Here is a 16,849-nt window from a genome sequence, read left to right as displayed (position 1 = left end):
ACGATCAGTGCGTGGAACTGACTCTCCTCGGCACCGGGGCCCCCGAAGGACTGCCGCGCCCCGGCTGCCCCTGCGCGTCCTGCGCCACCGCCGTCGGCGGCGAGGCGCGGGCCGCGACCGCGCTGCTCGTCGACTCCGCGCTGCTGCTCGACCTCACCCCGGGGCCGGCCTTCGCAGCGGCGCGCGCGGGCCGCTCGATCACGGGCGTGCGGCAGGTGCTGCTCTCGCACCCGCAGAACGGGCCCGCCCTGGAGTTCCCGGCCGGGCTGCCCGCGCCGGGGCGGGTGCCGGACGGGCGCGAGCTGTCGGTGATCAGTGGGCACAAGGTGCGGGCGATGGCCCTGGACGCACCGGGCACGGGATACGAGGTGACGTCCTCGGACGGGGAACGGCTGCTGTACCTGCCGCCGGAGGCCGCACCGGCGGGGTTCGCCGCGGTGCCGGGGCCCTACGACATGGTGCTGCTCGACGTCCTGGGGCGGCCGGACGCGCTGGCCCGGCTGCGGGAGGCGGGGGCGGTCGGCGCGACCACGGACGTGATCGCGGTGCACATCGGCCACGACACCCCGCCCGGCCGCGAGCTGCACCGGCAGCTGGCCGCGGCGGGCGCCCGTACCGTCCCCGACGGCACGACGCTGACGGTCGGCGACTACCACGCGGTGCCGGACCTGCCGCGCCGCACGCTGGTGCTGGGCGGTGCCCGGTCGGGCAAGTCGGTGGAGGCCGAGCGGCGCCTGGAGTCCTTCCCCGACGTGCTGTACGTGGCCACGGGCGGCACCCGTGAGGGCGACCGCGACTGGGCGGCGCGGGTGGCGCTGCACCGCGAGCGCCGGCCCGGTTCCTGGCGCACGGCCGAGACCGTCGACCTGCTCCCGCTGCTGGCCGAGGAGGGGCCGCCGCTGCTGATCGACTGCCTGGCGCTGTGGCTGACCCACGCCATGGACTCCGTCGACGCGTGGGACGACGCGGCGTGGGCCGACGGCGGCGCGGAGGAGCTGCGCGCCCTCATGGCCGGGCTGGCGCGGGCGGTGCGGGAGACCTCCCGCACGGTGGTGGTGGTGAGCAACGAGGTGGGCTCGGGGGTGGTCCCGGCAACGGCGTCGGGGCGGCGCTTCCGCGACGAGCTCGGGCGGCTCAACGCCGCCGTCGGCAACGAGTGCGAGCACGTGGTGCTGGTGGTGGCGGGACAGGCGATTCCCCTGCGGGGGTAGGGCAGGCGCCCCGCGGGTAGTGTGTCGCGGATGAGCGGTCTGAATCTGGATGACTTCGCCACGCTGATCGAGCGGCCCGACCCGGGCGTGCGGCGCGACGCCGAGGAGCGGCGGGAGCGGTTCGGCCCGCGGCCCGGCGCGCTGGGCCGGCTGGACGAGCTGGGCGAGTGGCTGGCCGCCGCGCAGGGGGCGGTACCGGTCAAGCCCGTCGAGCGGCCCAAGGTGCTGCTCTTCGCGGGCGACCACGGGGTGGCGTCGCTGGGCGTGTCCGGCGGGCCCAAGGGCGGTGCGGTCGAGCTCGTGAGGGCCGCGCTGGAGGGCGGGAGCGCGGCGGCGATCCTGGCGCGCCGTTTCGGCGCCGGGCTGCGGGTCGTCGACATGGCGCTGGACTGCGACCCGGGCGAGCTGCCCGAGGACGTCACCCGGCACCGGGTGCGGCGCGGCTCGGGCCGGATCGACAGGGAGGACGCGCTGACCGCCGAGGAGGCGGAGGCCGCATTCCGCGCCGGGATGGCCATCGCCGACGAGGAGGCCGACTCGGGCACCGACCTCGTCGTCCTCGGCGATCTGAGCGTCGGCGGCACCACCGCGGCGGGCACCCTGATCGCGGCGCTGTGCGGCACGGACGCCTCCGTCGTCACCGGCCGGGGCGGCGCGGGCATCGACGACCTGGCCTGGATGCGCAAGTGCGCGGCGATCCGCGACGCGCTGCGCCGGGCCCGGCCGGTCCTCGGCGACCAGCTGGAGCTGCTGGCGGCGAGCGGCGGCGCGGACCTGGCCGCGATCACGGGCTTCCTGCTGCAGAGCGCGGTGCGCCGCACCCCGGTCATCCTCGACGGGGTGGTCTCCGCGGCCTGCGGCCTGGTCGCCCAGCGGGTGGCGTTCCGGGCGCCGGACTGGTGGCTGGCGGGCCAGTCCAGCGGTGACCCGGCCCAGGCGAAGGCACTCGACCGGATGGCGCTCAACCCTCTCCTCGATCACGGCGTCACAGTGGGCGAAGGGACAGGGGCGCTGCTGGCTCTGCCGTTGGTGCAGGCGGCCGCGGCCCTGGCGGCGGAGCTCCCGGAGCGCTCCTGACGGCGCCCGGCCCATGGCCGGCGCCGGTGGGCGGCGCCCGGAATTCCGCCGGACATGGGCCCCATATGATCACTTTTCATGGGAGAAGTCCGCTTGACTCCGGATGAGGGCACCCGCAGTGGCATCTGGCGGCGGCGAAGTGCCGCTTTCGCCGTCTGGTATCTGCGCGTCGTGACGTTCGTCAACCTGCTCGGCGCGGTCTGGGTGTCCTTCGGCTCGGACATCCGCCGGCACAACGTCGACGAGTTCTTCACCCCCTACCTGCTGACGGCGGGCTTCGCACCGGCGCTGATCTCGGCCTATCTGGCGGTCACCATGCGGCGGCGCAAGCGCGCCGCATGGATCCTCAACCTGGTGCTGGCCGGGCTGCTCCTGCTGCTGCTCGTCTTCGTGATGTTCTTCCCGGAGTTCCGCCGCCACGGCCTGAACTGGTTCTCGCTGACGGTCACCGCGCTCTTCGTGGCCGCCCTGCTGGTGGGCCGCCCCGAGTTCTACGCCAAGGGCGACCGCTCCAACCCCAAGCTGGCCGCGGCCGTCGCCGCGGGCGGCCTGCTGGTCACCTCGCTGATCGCGGCCGGGCTGGTGACGGTCACCAACGAGGCGCACGACCAGTACCGTTCGACCTTCTGGGACCGCTGGCACTACGGCGTGATGCGGCTGGTCTCGATCGCCGCCGACGACTCCCGCTACGCGGGCATCGCCCCGCCCGGCTGGGTCAACGTCGTCATCAACGTGATGAGCGCGGTGCTGCTGGTCGTCGTCGTCCTCGCGGCCTTCCGCTCCCGCCGCGCCACCGATCCGATCACCGCCGAGGACGAGGAGCAGCTGCGCGCCCTGCTCGCCCGGCACGGCGACCGCGACTCGCTCGGCTACTTCGCGCTGCGCCGCGAGAAGAGCGTCCTGTGGTCCCCTTCCGGCAAGGCCGCCGTCACCTACCGCGTCATCGGCGGCGTCTCACTCGCCTCCGGCGACCCCATCGGCGACCCCGAGGCCTGGCCCGGCGCCATCGAGCCCTGGCTGGCCGAGGCCCGCGAACACGGCTGGATCCCCGCCGTGATGGGCGCGAGCGAGGAGGGCGGGACGATCTACGCACGGCACGGCCTGGACGCCCTGGAGCTGGGTGACGAGGCCATCGTGGACACCGCCGAGTTCACCCTGGAAGGCCGCGCGATGCGCACCGTGCGGCAGGCCTACAACCGCGTCAAGCGCGCCGGCTACACCGTGCGCGTCCGCCGCCACGAGGACATCCCGGACGAGGAGATGGCCGAGCTGCTGCGCCGCGCCGACGACTGGCGCGACGGGGCGACCGAGCGCGGCTTCTCCATGGCGCTGGGCCGCCTCGGCGATCCGGACGACGGCCGCTGCGTGATGCTGGAGTGCCACGACGGCAAGGGCGAGCTGCGGGCCCTGCTCAGCTTTGTGCCGTGGGGCCCCAAGGGGCTGTCGCTGGACCTGATGCGCCGTGACCGGGACTCCGACAACGGCCTGATGGAGTTCATGGTGATCGAACTCCTGCAGCAGGCCAAGGCGCTCGGCATCACCCAGGTGTCGCTGAACTTCGCGATGTTCCGCTCGGTCTTCGAGCGCGGCTCCCGGCTCGGCGCGGGGCCCGTGCTGCGCATGTGGCGCTCGCTGCTCAGCTTCTTCTCCCGCTGGTGGCAGATCGAATCGCTGTACCGGGCAAATGCGAAATACCGTCCTATCTGGGAGCCTCGTTTCATGCTGTTCGAGAAGAGCAGTGACCTGCTGAGGATCGGCATCGCCAGCGCCCGCGCCGAGGGGTTCCTGGAGGCGCCCGGCCTCCCCAAGTGGCTCAACCGCAAACGCTTGGAGAGCCGGCGATGAACCGCGCGGCGCTGCGTCGCGCCGCGCGTACCGAATGGGGTCCCCTTTACGGGGCCGTGTGGGGGACGCTGACCGCCAAACGGCTGCGGGCCCTTCCGATGACGCTCACCGCGGTCGTCCTCACGGCCGTCTTCCAGATCGTCCAGAACCAGTCCTGGGGCTTCGAGCCCGTCCAGCGCCTCGGCTCCGTCCAGGCGCAGCTGCCCTGGTGGCTGGCGCTGCTGCGGACCCCGCTCTCGCTGTTCGTCCCCGCGCTGGACCTGCCGGTGTGGGGCGCCCTCGCCCAGATCCTCTTCGTCTTCGGCATCGCGGAGGCGTGCCTGGGCATGCGGCGCACCCTGGCCGTCGCCTATGCGGCCACCCTCGCCGGGACCATGTACGCCCGGCTGGCCATCGCCATCGGCCCGCACTCGGTGCTGGGGCTGCCGCCGGACGCCGCGAAGGTCATCGACACCGGGCCCTCGGCGGCGGTCGTCGGGCTCGCGCTCTACGTCTCCTGGCGCTACCGCGCCTGGTTCACCTGCTCGGTGGTGGTGCTGGCGATGGTGTGCGAGGTGCTCGTCAAGCCGAACCTGGCGGGCAAGGAGCACATCGCGGCCGTGCTGGCGATGCTGCTGCTGTGCCTCGGGGACGAGGCCTGGCGGCGCCGCAAGGCACCGCAGCAGCCGCACCCGCAGCGGGGTCAGCGGTCGGGGGCACCCGCCACCAGGTCGTGAAGCCGGTGCCGCACGGCGGCCCAGCGCGCGTCGTGCCGGTAGGCACGCACCCTCGCCTTGCGGCGGGCCCGGGGGCGGTTGCGGTAGAAGCGGCGCGCCCAGGGCGAGCCCGGCCGGGCCAGCCGCACCGCGCCGACCAGCGCCACGAACGGCACCACCGAGCCGATGAGCGCGATCCGCGGCTTGCCCTTGGCCAGAGCGAACAGGGCGATCAGGAAGTTGACGAGGGTGTTGGTGACCACGATGCTGCGGCTCTGCAGCTCGTCGGGGGTCAGCTCGTTCACCCCGAACGGCGCGAAGCCGGAGAGCACCAGCCCCACCAGTGCGGCCGTCAGCACCACGATCTCCACGCTCTTGCGGCCCTGCTCCGTCCAGTAGACGTCGTCCAGGTGCAGGACCAGCGCGAACTCGTCGAGGACCAGGCCGGCGCCCGTGCCGAACAGCACGGCCGACACCGCCGCCCCGAAGCCGTGCCTGCCCTCGGCGACCGCGCCGAAGCCCCCGACGACCATCAGCACGATGCCCGGCACCACGTGGTGGACGTGCAGCCCGCCCGGCCGGATGTTGCGGAAGGGCCCCCTCCCGGCACGGATGAGCCTGGTGATCACCCGGGTGACCAGAAAGGTGAGCACGAACGCGGTCAACGCCAGGAGCAGGGGCAGCTTGCCCGGCGCGATGATGTTCCGGTCCAGCCAGTGCCCCATGAACTCCCGCTCCCGCATTGCGGCTCTTACCAGGCAAAATACCGGCAACCCCCGGCCTTGGACAGCGGGATACCCTTCCGGCGATGACCGAGACCGCCCCTTCCCGCGCCACGCCCGGCGACGCCCTGCGCTTCGCCTTCGGCACCCTCACCGTGCTGCCCGTACCGCTGACCCGCTGGGACCGCGCGGCGGCCCGCGGCGGCATGCTGGCCGCGCCGCTGGCCGGGCTGGCGGTGGGCGGCTGCGCGGCCGCCGCGGGCCTGCTGTTCCACCTGCTGGGGTCGGGTCCCCTGCTGGCCGCGGTGGCCACGGCCGCGGTACCCGCGGTCCTCACGCGCGGGCTGCACCTGGACGGGCTGGCCGACGTCGCGGACGGCCTGGGCAGCGGCAAGCCGGCCGAGGATGCGCTGCGCATCATGAAGCAGTCGGACATCGGCCCGTTCGGCGTGGTCACCCTCCTGCTCACCCTCCTCGCCCAGGTCGCGGCCCTGACCCGGCTGTACGAGGCGGGTCCCGCCCACGGCGCCCTCGCCGCCGTCCTGGCCGCCCTCGCGGCCCGCTGCTCGCTGACGCTGGCCTCCCGCGCCGGGGTGCCGGCCGCCCGCCCGGACGGGCTGGGGGCCGCGGTGGCCGGAGTGGTGCCCAGGGCGGCCGCGTATGCGGTGGCCGTGGCCGCCGTCGCGGCCGCCGCCGCGGCGGGCGCGGCCACCGGCCCGTACCACGCGCTGCACACCGCGGCGGCCCTGCTGCTCGGCCTCGGCGGCGGCGAGCTGATGCTGCGCCGCTGCCGCCGCCGGTTCGGCGGGGTCACCGGCGACGTCTTCGGCGCCCTCGCCGAGTCCTCGGAGACCGTCGCGTTGCTCGTTCTGGCCCTGGGCTGACCACGCTCGCGGGGATACGCTCGCCCTGCCCAATGGCCCGAGCCCGGGCGGCGGGAGCGCGGCGCATACGATGCGCAAGATGCGGCCGGGCCTATTTTTCCTGTTTCCCTGCCTCCTGCGGGAGGCACCCATGGCCGAGGAACTCAACGGAAGAGAGACTTCACCACCGTGACTGCTCTGACTCTCAGCACCTCCAGCGCAGCGACGCTGCGCGCGGACGCCCTTGTCGTCGGTGTGGCGAAGGGCCCCAAGGGCCCCGTCGTCGCGCCCGGCGCCGAAGCCGTGGACCAGGCGTTCGACGGGAAGCTGGCCGCCGTCCTGGAGACCCTCGGCGCCTCCGGCGGCGAGGGCGAGGTGACCAAGCTCCCCGCCCCCGCCGGCCTCAAGGCCCCGGTCGTGCTGGCCGTCGGCCTCGGTGACCTGCCCGAGAAGGGCGAGACCTTCGACGAGGAGGCGCTGCGCCGCGCCGCGGGCACCGCGGCCCGCGCGCTGACCGGCGCCAAGAAGGCCGCCTTCGCGCTGCCCGTCGAGGACGCCGAGTCCGCGGGCGCGATCGGCGAGGGCGCCCTCCTGGGCGCGTACACCTTCACCGCCTACCGCAGCAACGGCAAGGCGGGCGGCAAGAAGGCCGCCGACGCCAAGGGCGCGCCGCTCGCCGAGGCCGCGATCCTGGGCGGCAAGCCCCGCGACAAGGCCTTCAAGGCCGCCGTGGAGCGCGCCGCCGCGGTGGCCACAGAGGTCAACCGGGCCCGCGACCTGATCAACATGCCCTCCAACGACCTCAACCCCAAGACCTTCGCCGCCGAGGCGCAGGCCGCGGCCAAGGAGTTCGGCCTCAAGGTCGAGGTGCTGGACGAGAAGGCGCTGCTCAAGGGCGGCTACGGCGGCCTGATGGGCGTCGGCCAGGGCTCGGCCAACCCGCCCCGCCTGGTCCGCATCGCCTACACGCACGCCAAGGCGGCCAAGACGCTGGCCCTGGTCGGCAAGGGCATCACCTACGACTCGGGCGGCATCTCGCTCAAGCCGGCCGGTCACAACGAGACGATGAAGTGCGACATGAGCGGTGCCGCCGCCGTGTTCGCCGCGGTCGTCGCCGCCGCGAAGCTGGGCCTGGAGGTCAACGTCACCGGCTGGCTGGCCCTGGCGGAGAACATGCCGTCCGGCACCGCCACCCGTCCGGGCGACGTGCTGACCATGTACAGCGGCAAGACCGTCGAGGTGCTCAACACCGACGCGGAAGGCCGTCTGGTGCTGGCCGACGCCCTCACCCGCGCCTCGGAGGAGAACCCGGACGCGATCGTGGACGTCGCCACCCTGACGGGTGCCATGGTCCTCGCGCTCGGCAACCGCACCTTCGGCGTCATGTCCAACGACGACGCCTTCCGCACCGCGCTCTACGAGATCGCCGGGGAGGTCGGCGAGCAGGCGTGGCCGATGCCGCTCCCGGCCGAGCTGCGCAAGTCCATGGACTCCCCGGTGGCCGACATGGCCAACATGGGTGAGCGCCCGGGCGGCGGCCTGGTCGCCGGCCTGTTCCTGAAGGAGTTCGTGGGCGAGGGCATCACCTGGGCGCACCTGGACATCGCGGGCCCGGCCTTCCACGAGAGCGCTCCCTACGGCTACACCCCGAAGGGCGGCACCGGCTCGGCGGTCCGCACCCTGGTCGGCCTGGCGGAGCGCACCGCCGCGGGCGATCTGGGCTGAAACAGCCGCAACCGTACGGCCCCGGGCATAAGCCCGGGGCCGCAGGTGTTTTTCCCTCCGCTGTTCGCTACGGACGAAACCCGCACGAATACGCACGTTCGTACGCGCCAGTAACCCCGTGAAGGTGACGCATCAGTCGCCTCTCACCCCGGCCCCGCGTCCCGTCGTCCGTCAACAAGTGCGAAGATGTTGTCTCGGCAGGACAGGGCCCCCGTTAATCACAGGGCCGACGAAACAAGCGGCCGAACAACAGCCGCCGCCCGGTCACCGACGACCGGCTCCGGCGTACCCATGCATGGAGGACGTGACGTGGCGAACGACGCCAGCACCGTTTTCGACCTAGTGATCCTCGGAGGCGGTAGCGGCGGTTACGCCGCCGCCCTGCGTGGAGCGCAGCTGGGTCTTGAGGTCGCCCTGATCGAGAAGGACAAGCTGGGCGGCACCTGCCTGCACCGCGGCTGCATCCCCACCAAGGCTCTGCTGCACGCGGGCGAGATCGCCGACCAGGCTCGCGAGGCCGAGCAGTTCGGTGTCAAGGCCTCCCTGGAGGGCATCGACATCGCGGGCGTCCACAAGTACAAGGACGACGTGATCTCGGGCCTGTACAAGGGTCTGCAGGGCCTGGTCGCCTCCCGCAAGGTCACCTACGTGACCGGCGAGGGCCGCCTGTCCTCCCCGACCTCCGTCGACGTCAACGGCCAGCGCTACACCGGCCGCCACGTCCTGCTGGCCACCGGCTCCGTGCCGAAGTCGCTGCCGGGCCTGACCATCGACGGCGACCGCGTCATCTCCTCGGACCACGCGCTGGTCCTGGACCGCGTGCCGAAGTCCGCGATCGTGCTGGGCGGCGGCGTCATCGGCGTCGAGTTCGCCTCCGCGTGGAAGTCCTTCGGCGTCGACGTCACCATCGTCGAGGCGCTCCCCCACCTCGTCCCGGTCGAGGACGAGAACAGCTCCAAGCTGCTGGAGCGCGCCTTCCGCAAGCGCGGCATCAACTTCTCCCTGGGCTCCCGCTTCTCCGGCGTGGAGTACACCGCCGACGGTGTGAAGGTCTCGCTGGAGAACGGCAAGACCTTCGAGGCCGAGCTGCTGCTCGTCGCCGTCGGCCGCGGCCCGGTCTCCCAGGGCCTGGGCTACGAGGAGGCCGGGGTCGCCATGGACCGCGGCTACGTCCTCGTCGACGAGTACATGCAGACCAACGTGCCGACCGTCTCGGCCGTCGGTGACCTCGTCCCGACCCTCCAGCTCGCGCACGTCGGCTTCGCCGAGGGCATCCTGGTAGCGGAGCGGCTGGCCGGTCTCAAGCCCGTGCCGGTCGACTACGACGGCGTGCCGCGCGTCACGTACTGCCACCCCGAGGTCGCTTCGGTCGGTATCACCGAGGCGAAGGCCAAGGAGCTGTACGGCGCCGACAAGGTCGTCGCTCTGAAGTACAACCTCGCGGGCAACGGCAAGAGCAAGATCCTCAAGACCGCGGGCGAGATCAAGCTCGTCCAGGTGCGGGACGGTGCCGTGGTCGGCGTCCACATGGTCGGCGACCGCATGGGTGAGCAGGTCGGCGAAGCCCAGCTGATCTACAACTGGGAGGCGCTGCCCGCCGAGGTCGCTCAGCTCATCCACGCGCACCCGACGCAGAACGAGGCTCTGGGCGAGGCTCACCTGGCCCTGGCCGGCAAGCCGCTGCACTCGCACGACTGAGTCCCGAGCGCACCACCATCCGCACTAATCGTAAGGAGCAACCGCAATCATGGCGGTTTCCGTAACCCTGCCGGCGCTCGGCGAGAGCGTGACCGAGGGCACCGTCACCCGATGGCTCAAGGCCGAGGGTGAGCGCGTGGAGGCCGACGAGCCGCTGCTCGAGGTCTCCACCGACAAGGTCGACACCGAGATCCCGGCCCCCGCGTCCGGCATCCTCGCCTCCATCAAGGTGGCCGAGGACGAGACGGTCGAGGTCGGCTCCGAGCTGGCCATCATCGACGACGGCACCGGCGCCCCGGCTGCTGCCCCGGCTCCGGCCGCGGCCGCCGCCGAGGCTCCGGCCGCCCCGGCCCCGGTGGCCGAGGCCCCCGCCGCCGCCCCCGTAGCCGAGGCCCCCGCGGCCCCGGCCCCGGCCGCCGCTCCGGCGGGCGCTGCCACCGGCACCGACGTCGTGCTGCCCGCACTGGGCGAGTCGGTCACCGAGGGCACCGTCACCCGCTGGCTCAAGGAGGTCGGCGAGGAGGTCGTGGAGGACGAGCCGCTGCTCGAGGTCTCCACCGACAAGGTCGACACCGAGATCCCCGCCCCGGCCTCCGGCGTGCTGCTGGAGATCACCGTCGGTGAGGACGAGGTCGCCGAGGTCGGCGCCAAGCTCGCCGTCATCGGTGTCGCGGGTGCCGCTCCGGCCGCCGCCGCTCCGGCTCCGGCCGCTGCCCCCGCCCCGGCCGCTCCGGCTCCGGCGCCCGCTGCCCCGGCCGCCCCGGCTCCGGCTGCTGCTCCGGCTCCGGCCCCCGTCGCTGCCGCCCCGGCTGCCCCGGCTCCGGCCCCGGCTGCCCCGGCCCCCGCGCCGGTGGCTCCGGCCGCTCCGGCCCCGGCCGCCCCCGCGGCCGACGGCGCGTACGTCACCCCGCTGGTGCGCAAGCTCGCCGCCGAGTCCGGCGTCGACCTGGGCACCGTCGCGGGCACCGGCGTCGGTGGCCGCATCCGCAAGCAGGACGTCATCGCCGCCGCCGAGGCCGCGAAGGCCGCCCCGGCCCCCGCTGCTGCCGCTCCGGCCGCTGCGAAGGCCCCGGCCGTCGAGGCGTCCCCGCTGCGCGGTCAGACGGTCAAGATGCCGCGCATGCGCAAGGTCATCGCCGACAACATGATGAAGGCGCTGCACGGCCAGGCGCAGCTGACCTCCGTGGTCGAGGTGGACATCACCAAGATCATGCGGATGCGCAACAAGGCCAAGGACGCCTTCGCCGCCCGTGAGGGCGTCAAGCTGTCCCCGATGCCGTTCTTCGTCAAGGCCGCCGTCCAGGCGCTGAAGGCCCACCCGGTCATCAACGCCCGGATCAACGAGGACGAGGGCACCATCACCTACTTCGACTCCGAGAACGTCGGCATCGCCGTCGACTCGGAGAAGGGCCTGATGACCCCGGTCATCAAGGGTGCGGGTGACCTCAACATCGCGGGCGTCGCCAAGAAGACGGCGGAGCTGGCGGGCAAGGTCCGTTCCAGCAAGATCAGCCCGGACGACCTGGCCGGCGCCACCTTCACGATCAGCAACACCGGCTCGCGCGGTGCGCTGTTCGACACGGTCATCGTGCCCCCGAACCAGGTGGCGATCCTGGGCATCGGCGCGACCGTCAAGCGCCCGGTGGTCATCAACCACCCGGAGCTGGGCGAGACCATCGCGGTGCGCGACATGACGTACCTGGCGCTCTCCTACGACCACCGCCTGGTGGACGGTGCCGACGCGGCCCGTTACCTGACGACGGTCAAGCAGATCCTGGAGGCCGCCGAGTTCGAGACCGAGATCGGTCTGTAAGGGCACGGCTCGCACAGCGCAGGGCGCGGTCCCGGCTTCGTATCCCTACGAGCCGGGACCGCGCCCTTCGGCGTAAGAACAACCAGTACAACGACCCCGCAGCCCATGACCCCGACCGAGCCCGCCGAGGAGCGCCCCATGTCACCACCCGTCGTCCACTCGCTGCGCGAGCAGATCCGCGAGCACATCCTCGAAGGGATCGTCAGCGGGCGCTGGCAGCCGGGCGAGCGGATCGTGGAGCGGCGGATTGCCGCCGAGCTGCTGGTGAGCCAGACCCCGGTGCGCGAGGCGCTGCGGGAGCTGGAGTCGCTGCGGCTGATCGAATCGGCGCCCAACAAGGGCGTACGGGTGCGCGAGCTGACCGCCGCCGACCTCAAGGAGAGCTACCCGGTGCGCGCGGGCCTGGAGCAGGTGGCCGCGGAGCTGGCCGCGGGCAGCCTGGCCGAGGACACCTCCGCGCTGGAGCGGGAGGTGGCCGCGCTGCGGGCGGCCGACCGGACGGGCGACGGCGAGGCGCAGGTGCGGCACACGGTGGCCTTCCACCGCGAGATCGTGCTGGCCTCCGGGAATTCGGTGCTGCTGCACACCTGGGAGTCGCTGGGCATCGAGGTCTGGACGACCTTGTCGATCCGCTGGCTGAGCCCCGAGCCGCGGGCCCACGCCGAGGATCACGCCGAGCTCGTGGCGGCCTTCGCGCGGCGCGATCCGCGCATCGGCGAGCTGCTGAAGACCCACGTCCTGAGCTGCGCCCCTCGCGTCTGAGGGGCCGCCGTCGGCCCGGACGACACACCATCCGCACATTCCGCCCACGGAATCCGCCAGCAAGGGCATTGATCGATCATCGATCAAAGGCGTATCGTCTCCGCCGGAGCCACGCCGCGCGCCCTGTCCTGTGTCGCGGCGAGGCTCAGGGGTGACGACAGGACCCCGCGCGCTCAATCCACTGCCCTGGCTGGCACGCGGGCTCCTGTCGTCACGCCCCACGCCGCGGCGCCCCGCGCTGTCGGCGGTCCCGCGCATCATGGGGGGATGCGCGCGGCCCGTCTGATCAAGTTGGTGCTCCTGCTCCAGTCCCGCCCGTCCATGACGGGCGGCGAGCTGGCCCGGCACCTGGAGGTCTCGGAGCGCACCGTCGCCCGGGACGTCCTCGCCCTGTCCGAAGCGGGCGTCCCCGTCTACGCCGACCGCGGCCGCACCGGCGGCTACCGTCTCGTCGGCGGCTACCGCACCAGGCTGACCGGCCTGGGCCGGACCGAAGCCGAAGTCCTCTTCCTCTCCGGGGTGCCGTCCGCGCTGCGCGAGATGGGCCTGGCCGACGCCGCCTCCGCCGCCCGCCTCAAGGTCTCGGCGGCCCTGCTGCCGGAGCTGAGGGACGCCCCGTCGAGCGCGGCCCAGCGCTTCCACCTGGACGCGCCCGGCTGGTGGCAGCCCGCCGAACCGCCCGCGCTGCTGCCCATGATCGCGGACGCCGTCTGGGACGACCGCCGCCTCACCGCCCGCTACCGCCGCAAGGACACCGGCGCGGACGCCGAGCGCGAGCTGGAGCCGTACGGGCTCGTCCTGAAAGCGGGCGTCTGGTATCTGGCGGCCCGTGCGGGCGACGACTTCCGCGTCTACCGCGTGGACCGCTTCACGGCGGCCGCCGTGGGCGAGGAGCCCTTCCGGCGCATGGACGACTTCGACCTCCCGGCCTTCTGGGAGGAGCGGGCGGCCGGCTTCGCCCGCTCGATCCTGCGCGACCGCGTGGAGCTGCGCCTGACCCCCGAGGGCGTACGGCGGCTGCCGCACGTGACGGACCCGGCGACAACCCGGGAAGCGGTCGGGGCGGCGCCGCCGCCCGACGGGCAAGGGCGCGTCACCGTCACCCTGCCCGTCGAGAGCCTGGACGTGGCCTACGAGCAGCTGCTGGCGCTCGGCCCCGAGGCGGAGCTGCTGGGGCCGCCGCCACTGCGCGAACGCTTCGCACGGGCGGCGGCCCGCAGTGCTGCGCTCTACCGGTAGTCCTCGGCCGTTGCCTCCTTGCCCCCGAAGACCACCTCCTCGAAGTAGGCGAAGGCGTGCGGCCGGGAGCCGTCCGTGTCGGTGAACCCGTAGTCCTCGGCCAGTTCGCCGCTGGAGACGGAACGGCCGCTCCAGCGCGCCCGGCCGGGGTCGGTGGCCAGCGCCACGACGGCTCGTCCGATGAAGGCCGGGGACTCGGCGACGGCGAAGTGCGGGTCCTTCTCCACCGCCCGCCGCCAAGTGGCCTCCGTGACACCGAAGTGGTCGAGCATCTCCTCCGAGCGCAGGAAGCCGGGGCTGAGGCAGACGGCCGTCCCGCCGTACTCCCGCAGTTCCTCGGCGAGGCCGAACGCCATCCGCACCGGGCCGTACTTGGCGAGTTCGAAGAAGAGGTTGCCCCGGTAGTGCGCGGTGTTGAACTCCGCCGTCCCGTCCGTGATCTCCACGACCAGCCCGCCCGGCCGCCGGATGAGCAGCGGCAGCGCGTAGTGGCTGGTGACGAGGTGCGTCTCGACGGAGAGCCGCATCATGCGCAGGCCCGCCGCGAGGTCCACCTCCCAGGCCTTCTTGTCGAACTCCAGCAGGTGGTCGCCGCCCCACACGTCGTTGACCAGCACGTCGAGCCGCCCCTGCTCCCGCTCGATGCGCCCGACGAGCTCCTCGACCTGCTCGGGCACCAGGTGGTCGGTGGGCACCGCGATGCCGGTGCCGCCCGCCGCCGTGACCAGCTCCGCCGTCTCCTCGATGGTCTCCGCCCGGCCGACCTCGCTGCGCCGCTCGCGCGTCGTGCGCCCGGTCGCGTACACCACGGCCCCGGCCTCGCCGAGCGCCACCGCCATGGCCCGGCCCGCTCCCCGCGTGGCGCCCGCGACCAGCGCGACCTTGCCCGCCAGTGGTCCCTCGTCCTTCTTGCCCTGCACGTCCTGGGTACGCACGTCCGAAGAGTCCTCTCGTTCCGCTCCTGGGTGACGAAGACGACCCTGACACCGATACCGGACAACTCCTGTCTGGTATTTCCGGCCATCGCGCACCACTGTCCCCGGTAACGACACGGCCGCATCCGGACCGCTCCGCGTGCGCAGCCCACCGGCAGGCCCGATGCTGGTGCCGTGATGGACGAGACGGAGTTCTGGGAGCTGATCGACAGCACGCGCGAGGGTGCCGAGGGAGACGCCGAGGACCAGGCCGATCTGCTGGTCGAGCGGCTGGTCCAGCTCGCCCCGGACGACGTCGTGGACTTCGCCCGCCACTTCGAGGCGCGCTACAACCGCGCCTACCTGTGGGACCTGTGGGGCGCCGCCTCGGTGCTGCTCGACGGCGCCAGCGACGACGCCTTCGACTGCTTCCGCTGCTGGCTGATCGGACAGGGCCGGGAGGTCTTCGAGGGCGCCGTGCACGACCCGGACCACCTCGCCGAGCTCCTCGACGACTTCGACCCGGAGGTGGACGGCGACGCCGAGGACCTCGGCTACGCGGCCGACGAGGCGTACGAGCAGCTGACGGGCGTGGCGGAGGTCCCCGACCTGGGCCTGCCGCCCCAGCCCGCGGAACCGATGGGCTCGCCCTTCGACCCGGAGGACGACGCGGTGCTGGAGGAGCGCTTCCCGCGGCTGTGGGAGCGGTTCAGGGAGTGAGGGGGCGTCCCATCAGTACGTCGTCGACGTACCGGCCCTCCAGCAGGAACTCCCCCGGCAGCGTGCCCTCCACCGTGAACCCCTCCGACGCGTAGAGCCGCCGGGCGGGCGTGTTGTGCCCGAGCACCCGCAGCGTGAGCCGCACCGCGCCCTGCGCACGCGCCTCGTCGGCCGCCGCGCGCAGCAGCGCGCGGCCGATGCCCAGCCCCCGGAACCGGTCGTCCACGACGAGCCCCTGTATCTGCCGCACATGGGCGTGGCACGCCAGCCGGGTTGGCGGCACGAGCCGGATGTACCCGGCGAGCTCCTCCCCCACCTCCGCCACCAGCAACTGCTCGGGCCGGTGCCGTTCGTCGAAGAACGGCCCGTACGGCGGCAGCGGGCGGGGCATGACGGCGTGCAAGGGCGACCAGTTGCGGCGGTCGAGCTCACCGAGCGGCTCGTCGTCGGCGAGCGCGGCGGGGCGGATGAAGGGCTGCGTCATCGGCCCACTGTGGCACGCGTTTCACACCCTGCTCCCCTGAAATTCCCGGGATCCGAGGGCAGGATGGGACGCATGCGGATCGCGATCACCGGTTCGACCGGACTCATCGGCACGGCGCTCGTACGCTCCCTGCGGGCGGACGGGCACGAGGTGGTGCGGCTCGTGCGGCGCGAGCCCCGCGCGCGGGACGAGGTCGCGTGGGACCCGCGGCGGCAGTGGGTGGACGGCGCCGGGCTCGTGGGGTGCGAGGCGGTGGTGCACCTCGCGGGAGCGGGCATCGGCGACCACCGCTGGAGCGCGGCGTACAAGAAGGAGCTGCGCGACAGCCGGGTGCTGGGCACCGCCGCGATCGCCGAGGCCGTGACCGCCCTGGACACCCCGCCGCGCGTCCTGGTGAGCGGGAGCGCGATCGGCTTCTACGGGGACACCGGCGACCGGACCGTCGACGAGAGCGCCCCGCCCGGCCACGACTTCCTCGCCGGCCTGTCCCAGGAGTGGGAGGAGGCCGCCGGGGCCGCCGTCGAGGCGGGCGTACGGACCGTCTTCGTCCGCACCGGAGTGGTCCTCGCCCGCGAGGGCGGGGCCTGCGGGAAGCTCCTCCCGCTCTTCCGCGCGGGCCTGGGCGGGCGGCTCGGCGACGGCCGGCAGTACTGGAGCTTCATCTCCCTGCACGACCACATCGCCGCGCTGCGCCACCTGCTGGCGGATGCGGCCCTGTCCGGCCCGGTCAACCTCACCGCGCCCCGCCCGGCCACCAACCGGGAGGTGACGGCGGCCCTGGGGCGCGTGCTGCACCGCCCGACGCCGCTGCCCGCGCCCGCGCCGGCGCTCCGGCTGGTGCTGGGCGAGATGGCGGGGACCGTGCTGAGCAGTCAGCGGGTCGCACCCCGGCGGCTCCTGGACTCCGGCTTCACCTTCGCCCACCCGGACATCGAGAGCGCCGTCCGCGCGGCGCTGGGGCACAGCTGACAGCTCCTGCCCCAGCACCGACTCATGGTTTATGCGACCACCGTGCGACCGTGCTCTTCCCGTGCGCGACTGTTATTGACCGGATTTCTCTCTACGGTCGAGGCGAACTCGC

At 73.3% G+C, this 16,849-nt stretch carries 15 protein-coding genes; 12 read left to right on the top strand and 3 right to left on the bottom strand.

Annotated features, from left to right (window positions below; translation table 11 throughout):
* The first annotated feature begins 11 nt into the window (after positions 1 to 11).
* The 4 genes from FHS39_RS09000 (at position 12) to FHS39_RS08985 (ending at position 4,849) form a co-directional block, all read left to right on the top strand.
* Positions 12 to 1,211: a bifunctional adenosylcobinamide kinase/adenosylcobinamide-phosphate guanylyltransferase gene (locus FHS39_RS09000; RefSeq protein WP_184348104.1), complete on the top strand. Its 1,200-nt coding sequence runs from the start codon at positions 12 to 14 to the stop codon at positions 1,209 to 1,211.
* Between the two features lie 30 nt (positions 1,212 to 1,241).
* A complete protein-coding gene (gene cobT, locus FHS39_RS08995; protein ID WP_184348102.1) occupies positions 1,242 to 2,288 on the top strand; it encodes a nicotinate-nucleotide--dimethylbenzimidazole phosphoribosyltransferase in 1,047 nt (348 codons plus the stop codon).
* Positions 2,289 to 2,366: 78 nt separating this feature from the next.
* On the top strand, positions 2,367 to 4,133 hold the full coding sequence (locus tag FHS39_RS08990; protein ID WP_184348100.1) for a phosphatidylglycerol lysyltransferase domain-containing protein: 1,767 nt from the start codon (positions 2,367 to 2,369) through the stop codon (positions 4,131 to 4,133).
* Positions 4,130 to 4,849, top strand: a complete 720-nt coding sequence (locus FHS39_RS08985) for a hypothetical protein (protein ID WP_184348098.1) — start codon at positions 4,130 to 4,132, stop codon at positions 4,847 to 4,849. The genes FHS39_RS08990 and FHS39_RS08985 overlap by 4 nt, the downstream gene beginning before the upstream one ends.
* Here FHS39_RS08985 and FHS39_RS08980 read toward each other — a convergent pair.
* Positions 4,816 to 5,553 carry a hypothetical protein gene (locus FHS39_RS08980; RefSeq protein ID WP_184348820.1) on the bottom strand — a complete coding sequence of 246 codons (738 nt, stop codon included), beginning with the start codon at positions 5,551 to 5,553 and terminating at the stop codon, positions 4,816 to 4,818. The two genes, FHS39_RS08985 and FHS39_RS08980, sit on opposite strands and share 34 nt — an antisense overlap.
* A gap of 83 nt (positions 5,554 to 5,636) precedes the next feature.
* Here FHS39_RS08980 and FHS39_RS08975 point away from each other — a divergent pair, with 83 nt between their 5' ends.
* The 6 genes from FHS39_RS08975 (at position 5,637) to FHS39_RS08950 (ending at position 13,650) form a co-directional block, all read left to right on the top strand.
* Positions 5,637 to 6,434, top strand: coding sequence for an adenosylcobinamide-GDP ribazoletransferase (locus FHS39_RS08975; protein WP_184348096.1), 798 nt, complete (start codon positions 5,637 to 5,639; stop codon positions 6,432 to 6,434).
* 168 nt (positions 6,435 to 6,602) lie between these two features.
* A complete protein-coding gene (locus tag FHS39_RS08970; protein ID WP_184348094.1) occupies positions 6,603 to 8,138 on the top strand; it encodes a leucyl aminopeptidase in 1,536 nt (511 codons plus the stop codon).
* 309 nt (positions 8,139 to 8,447) lie between these two features.
* Positions 8,448 to 9,836 carry a dihydrolipoyl dehydrogenase gene (gene lpdA, locus FHS39_RS08965; RefSeq protein ID WP_184348092.1) on the top strand — a complete coding sequence of 463 codons (1,389 nt, stop codon included), beginning with the start codon at positions 8,448 to 8,450 and terminating at the stop codon, positions 9,834 to 9,836.
* 49 nt (positions 9,837 to 9,885) lie between these two features.
* Positions 9,886 to 11,649 carry a 2-oxoglutarate dehydrogenase, E2 component, dihydrolipoamide succinyltransferase gene (gene sucB, locus FHS39_RS08960; protein WP_184348090.1) on the top strand — a complete coding sequence of 588 codons (1,764 nt, stop codon included), beginning with the start codon at positions 9,886 to 9,888 and terminating at the stop codon, positions 11,647 to 11,649.
* Between the two features lie 138 nt (positions 11,650 to 11,787).
* Positions 11,788 to 12,411, top strand: a complete 624-nt coding sequence (locus FHS39_RS08955; RefSeq protein WP_045931983.1) for a GntR family transcriptional regulator — start codon at positions 11,788 to 11,790, stop codon at positions 12,409 to 12,411.
* Between the two features lie 267 nt (positions 12,412 to 12,678).
* A complete protein-coding gene (locus FHS39_RS08950) occupies positions 12,679 to 13,650 on the top strand; it encodes a helix-turn-helix transcriptional regulator (RefSeq protein ID WP_184348088.1) in 972 nt (323 codons plus the stop codon).
* Here the strand turns inward: FHS39_RS08950 and FHS39_RS08945 are convergent.
* Entirely contained in the window at positions 13,641 to 14,585 is a 945-nt protein-coding gene (locus FHS39_RS08945) for an SDR family oxidoreductase (RefSeq protein ID WP_343069454.1), read from the bottom strand. The genes FHS39_RS08950 and FHS39_RS08945 overlap by 10 nt on opposite strands.
* A gap of 177 nt (positions 14,586 to 14,762) precedes the next feature.
* Between FHS39_RS08945 and FHS39_RS08940 the strand changes: the two genes are divergently transcribed.
* A complete protein-coding gene (locus FHS39_RS08940; RefSeq protein WP_184348818.1) occupies positions 14,763 to 15,284 on the top strand; it encodes a DUF4240 domain-containing protein in 522 nt (173 codons plus the stop codon).
* Here the strand turns inward: FHS39_RS08940 and FHS39_RS08935 are convergent.
* Positions 15,274 to 15,768, bottom strand: coding sequence for a GNAT family N-acetyltransferase (locus FHS39_RS08935; RefSeq protein ID WP_184348086.1), 495 nt, complete (start codon positions 15,766 to 15,768; stop codon positions 15,274 to 15,276). The genes FHS39_RS08940 and FHS39_RS08935 overlap by 11 nt on opposite strands.
* Before the next feature lie 63 nt (positions 15,769 to 15,831).
* Here FHS39_RS08935 and FHS39_RS08930 point away from each other — a divergent pair, with 63 nt between their 5' ends.
* Entirely contained in the window at positions 15,832 to 16,737 is a 906-nt protein-coding gene (locus FHS39_RS08930; RefSeq protein WP_184348084.1) for a TIGR01777 family oxidoreductase, read from the top strand.
* The last annotated feature ends 112 nt before the right edge of the window (positions 16,738 to 16,849 follow it).

This window comes from Streptomyces olivoverticillatus, from assembly GCF_014203555.1.
Classification (GTDB): domain Bacteria; phylum Actinomycetota; class Actinomycetes; order Streptomycetales; family Streptomycetaceae; genus Streptomyces; species Streptomyces olivoverticillatus.
The sequence above is the reverse complement of the archived record's forward strand: the minus strand, read 5'-3'. Positions and strand labels throughout refer to the sequence as shown.

Coding starts and splice junctions, on each gene's coding strand:
- cobT (WP_184348102.1), top strand. CDS start 1,242: ATGAGCGGTCTGAATCTGGATGACTTCGCCACGCTGATCGAGCGGCCC.
- FHS39_RS08990 (WP_184348100.1), top strand. CDS start 2,367: ATGGGAGAAGTCCGCTTGACTCCGGATGAGGGCACCCGCAGTGGCATC.
- FHS39_RS08985 (WP_184348098.1), top strand. CDS start 4,130: ATGAACCGCGCGGCGCTGCGTCGCGCCGCGCGTACCGAATGGGGTCCC.
- FHS39_RS08980 (WP_184348820.1), bottom strand. CDS start 5,553: ATGGGGCACTGGCTGGACCGGAACATCATCGCGCCGGGCAAGCTGCCC.
- FHS39_RS08975 (WP_184348096.1), top strand. CDS start 5,637: ATGACCGAGACCGCCCCTTCCCGCGCCACGCCCGGCGACGCCCTGCGC.
- sucB (WP_184348090.1), top strand. CDS start 9,886: ATGGCGGTTTCCGTAACCCTGCCGGCGCTCGGCGAGAGCGTGACCGAG.
- FHS39_RS08955 (WP_045931983.1), top strand. CDS start 11,788: ATGTCACCACCCGTCGTCCACTCGCTGCGCGAGCAGATCCGCGAGCAC.
- FHS39_RS08950 (WP_184348088.1), top strand. CDS start 12,679: ATGCGCGCGGCCCGTCTGATCAAGTTGGTGCTCCTGCTCCAGTCCCGC.
- FHS39_RS08940 (WP_184348818.1), top strand. CDS start 14,763: ATGGACGAGACGGAGTTCTGGGAGCTGATCGACAGCACGCGCGAGGGT.
- FHS39_RS08935 (WP_184348086.1), bottom strand. CDS start 15,768: ATGACGCAGCCCTTCATCCGCCCCGCCGCGCTCGCCGACGACGAGCCG.
- FHS39_RS08930 (WP_184348084.1), top strand. CDS start 15,832: ATGGGACGCATGCGGATCGCGATCACCGGTTCGACCGGACTCATCGGC.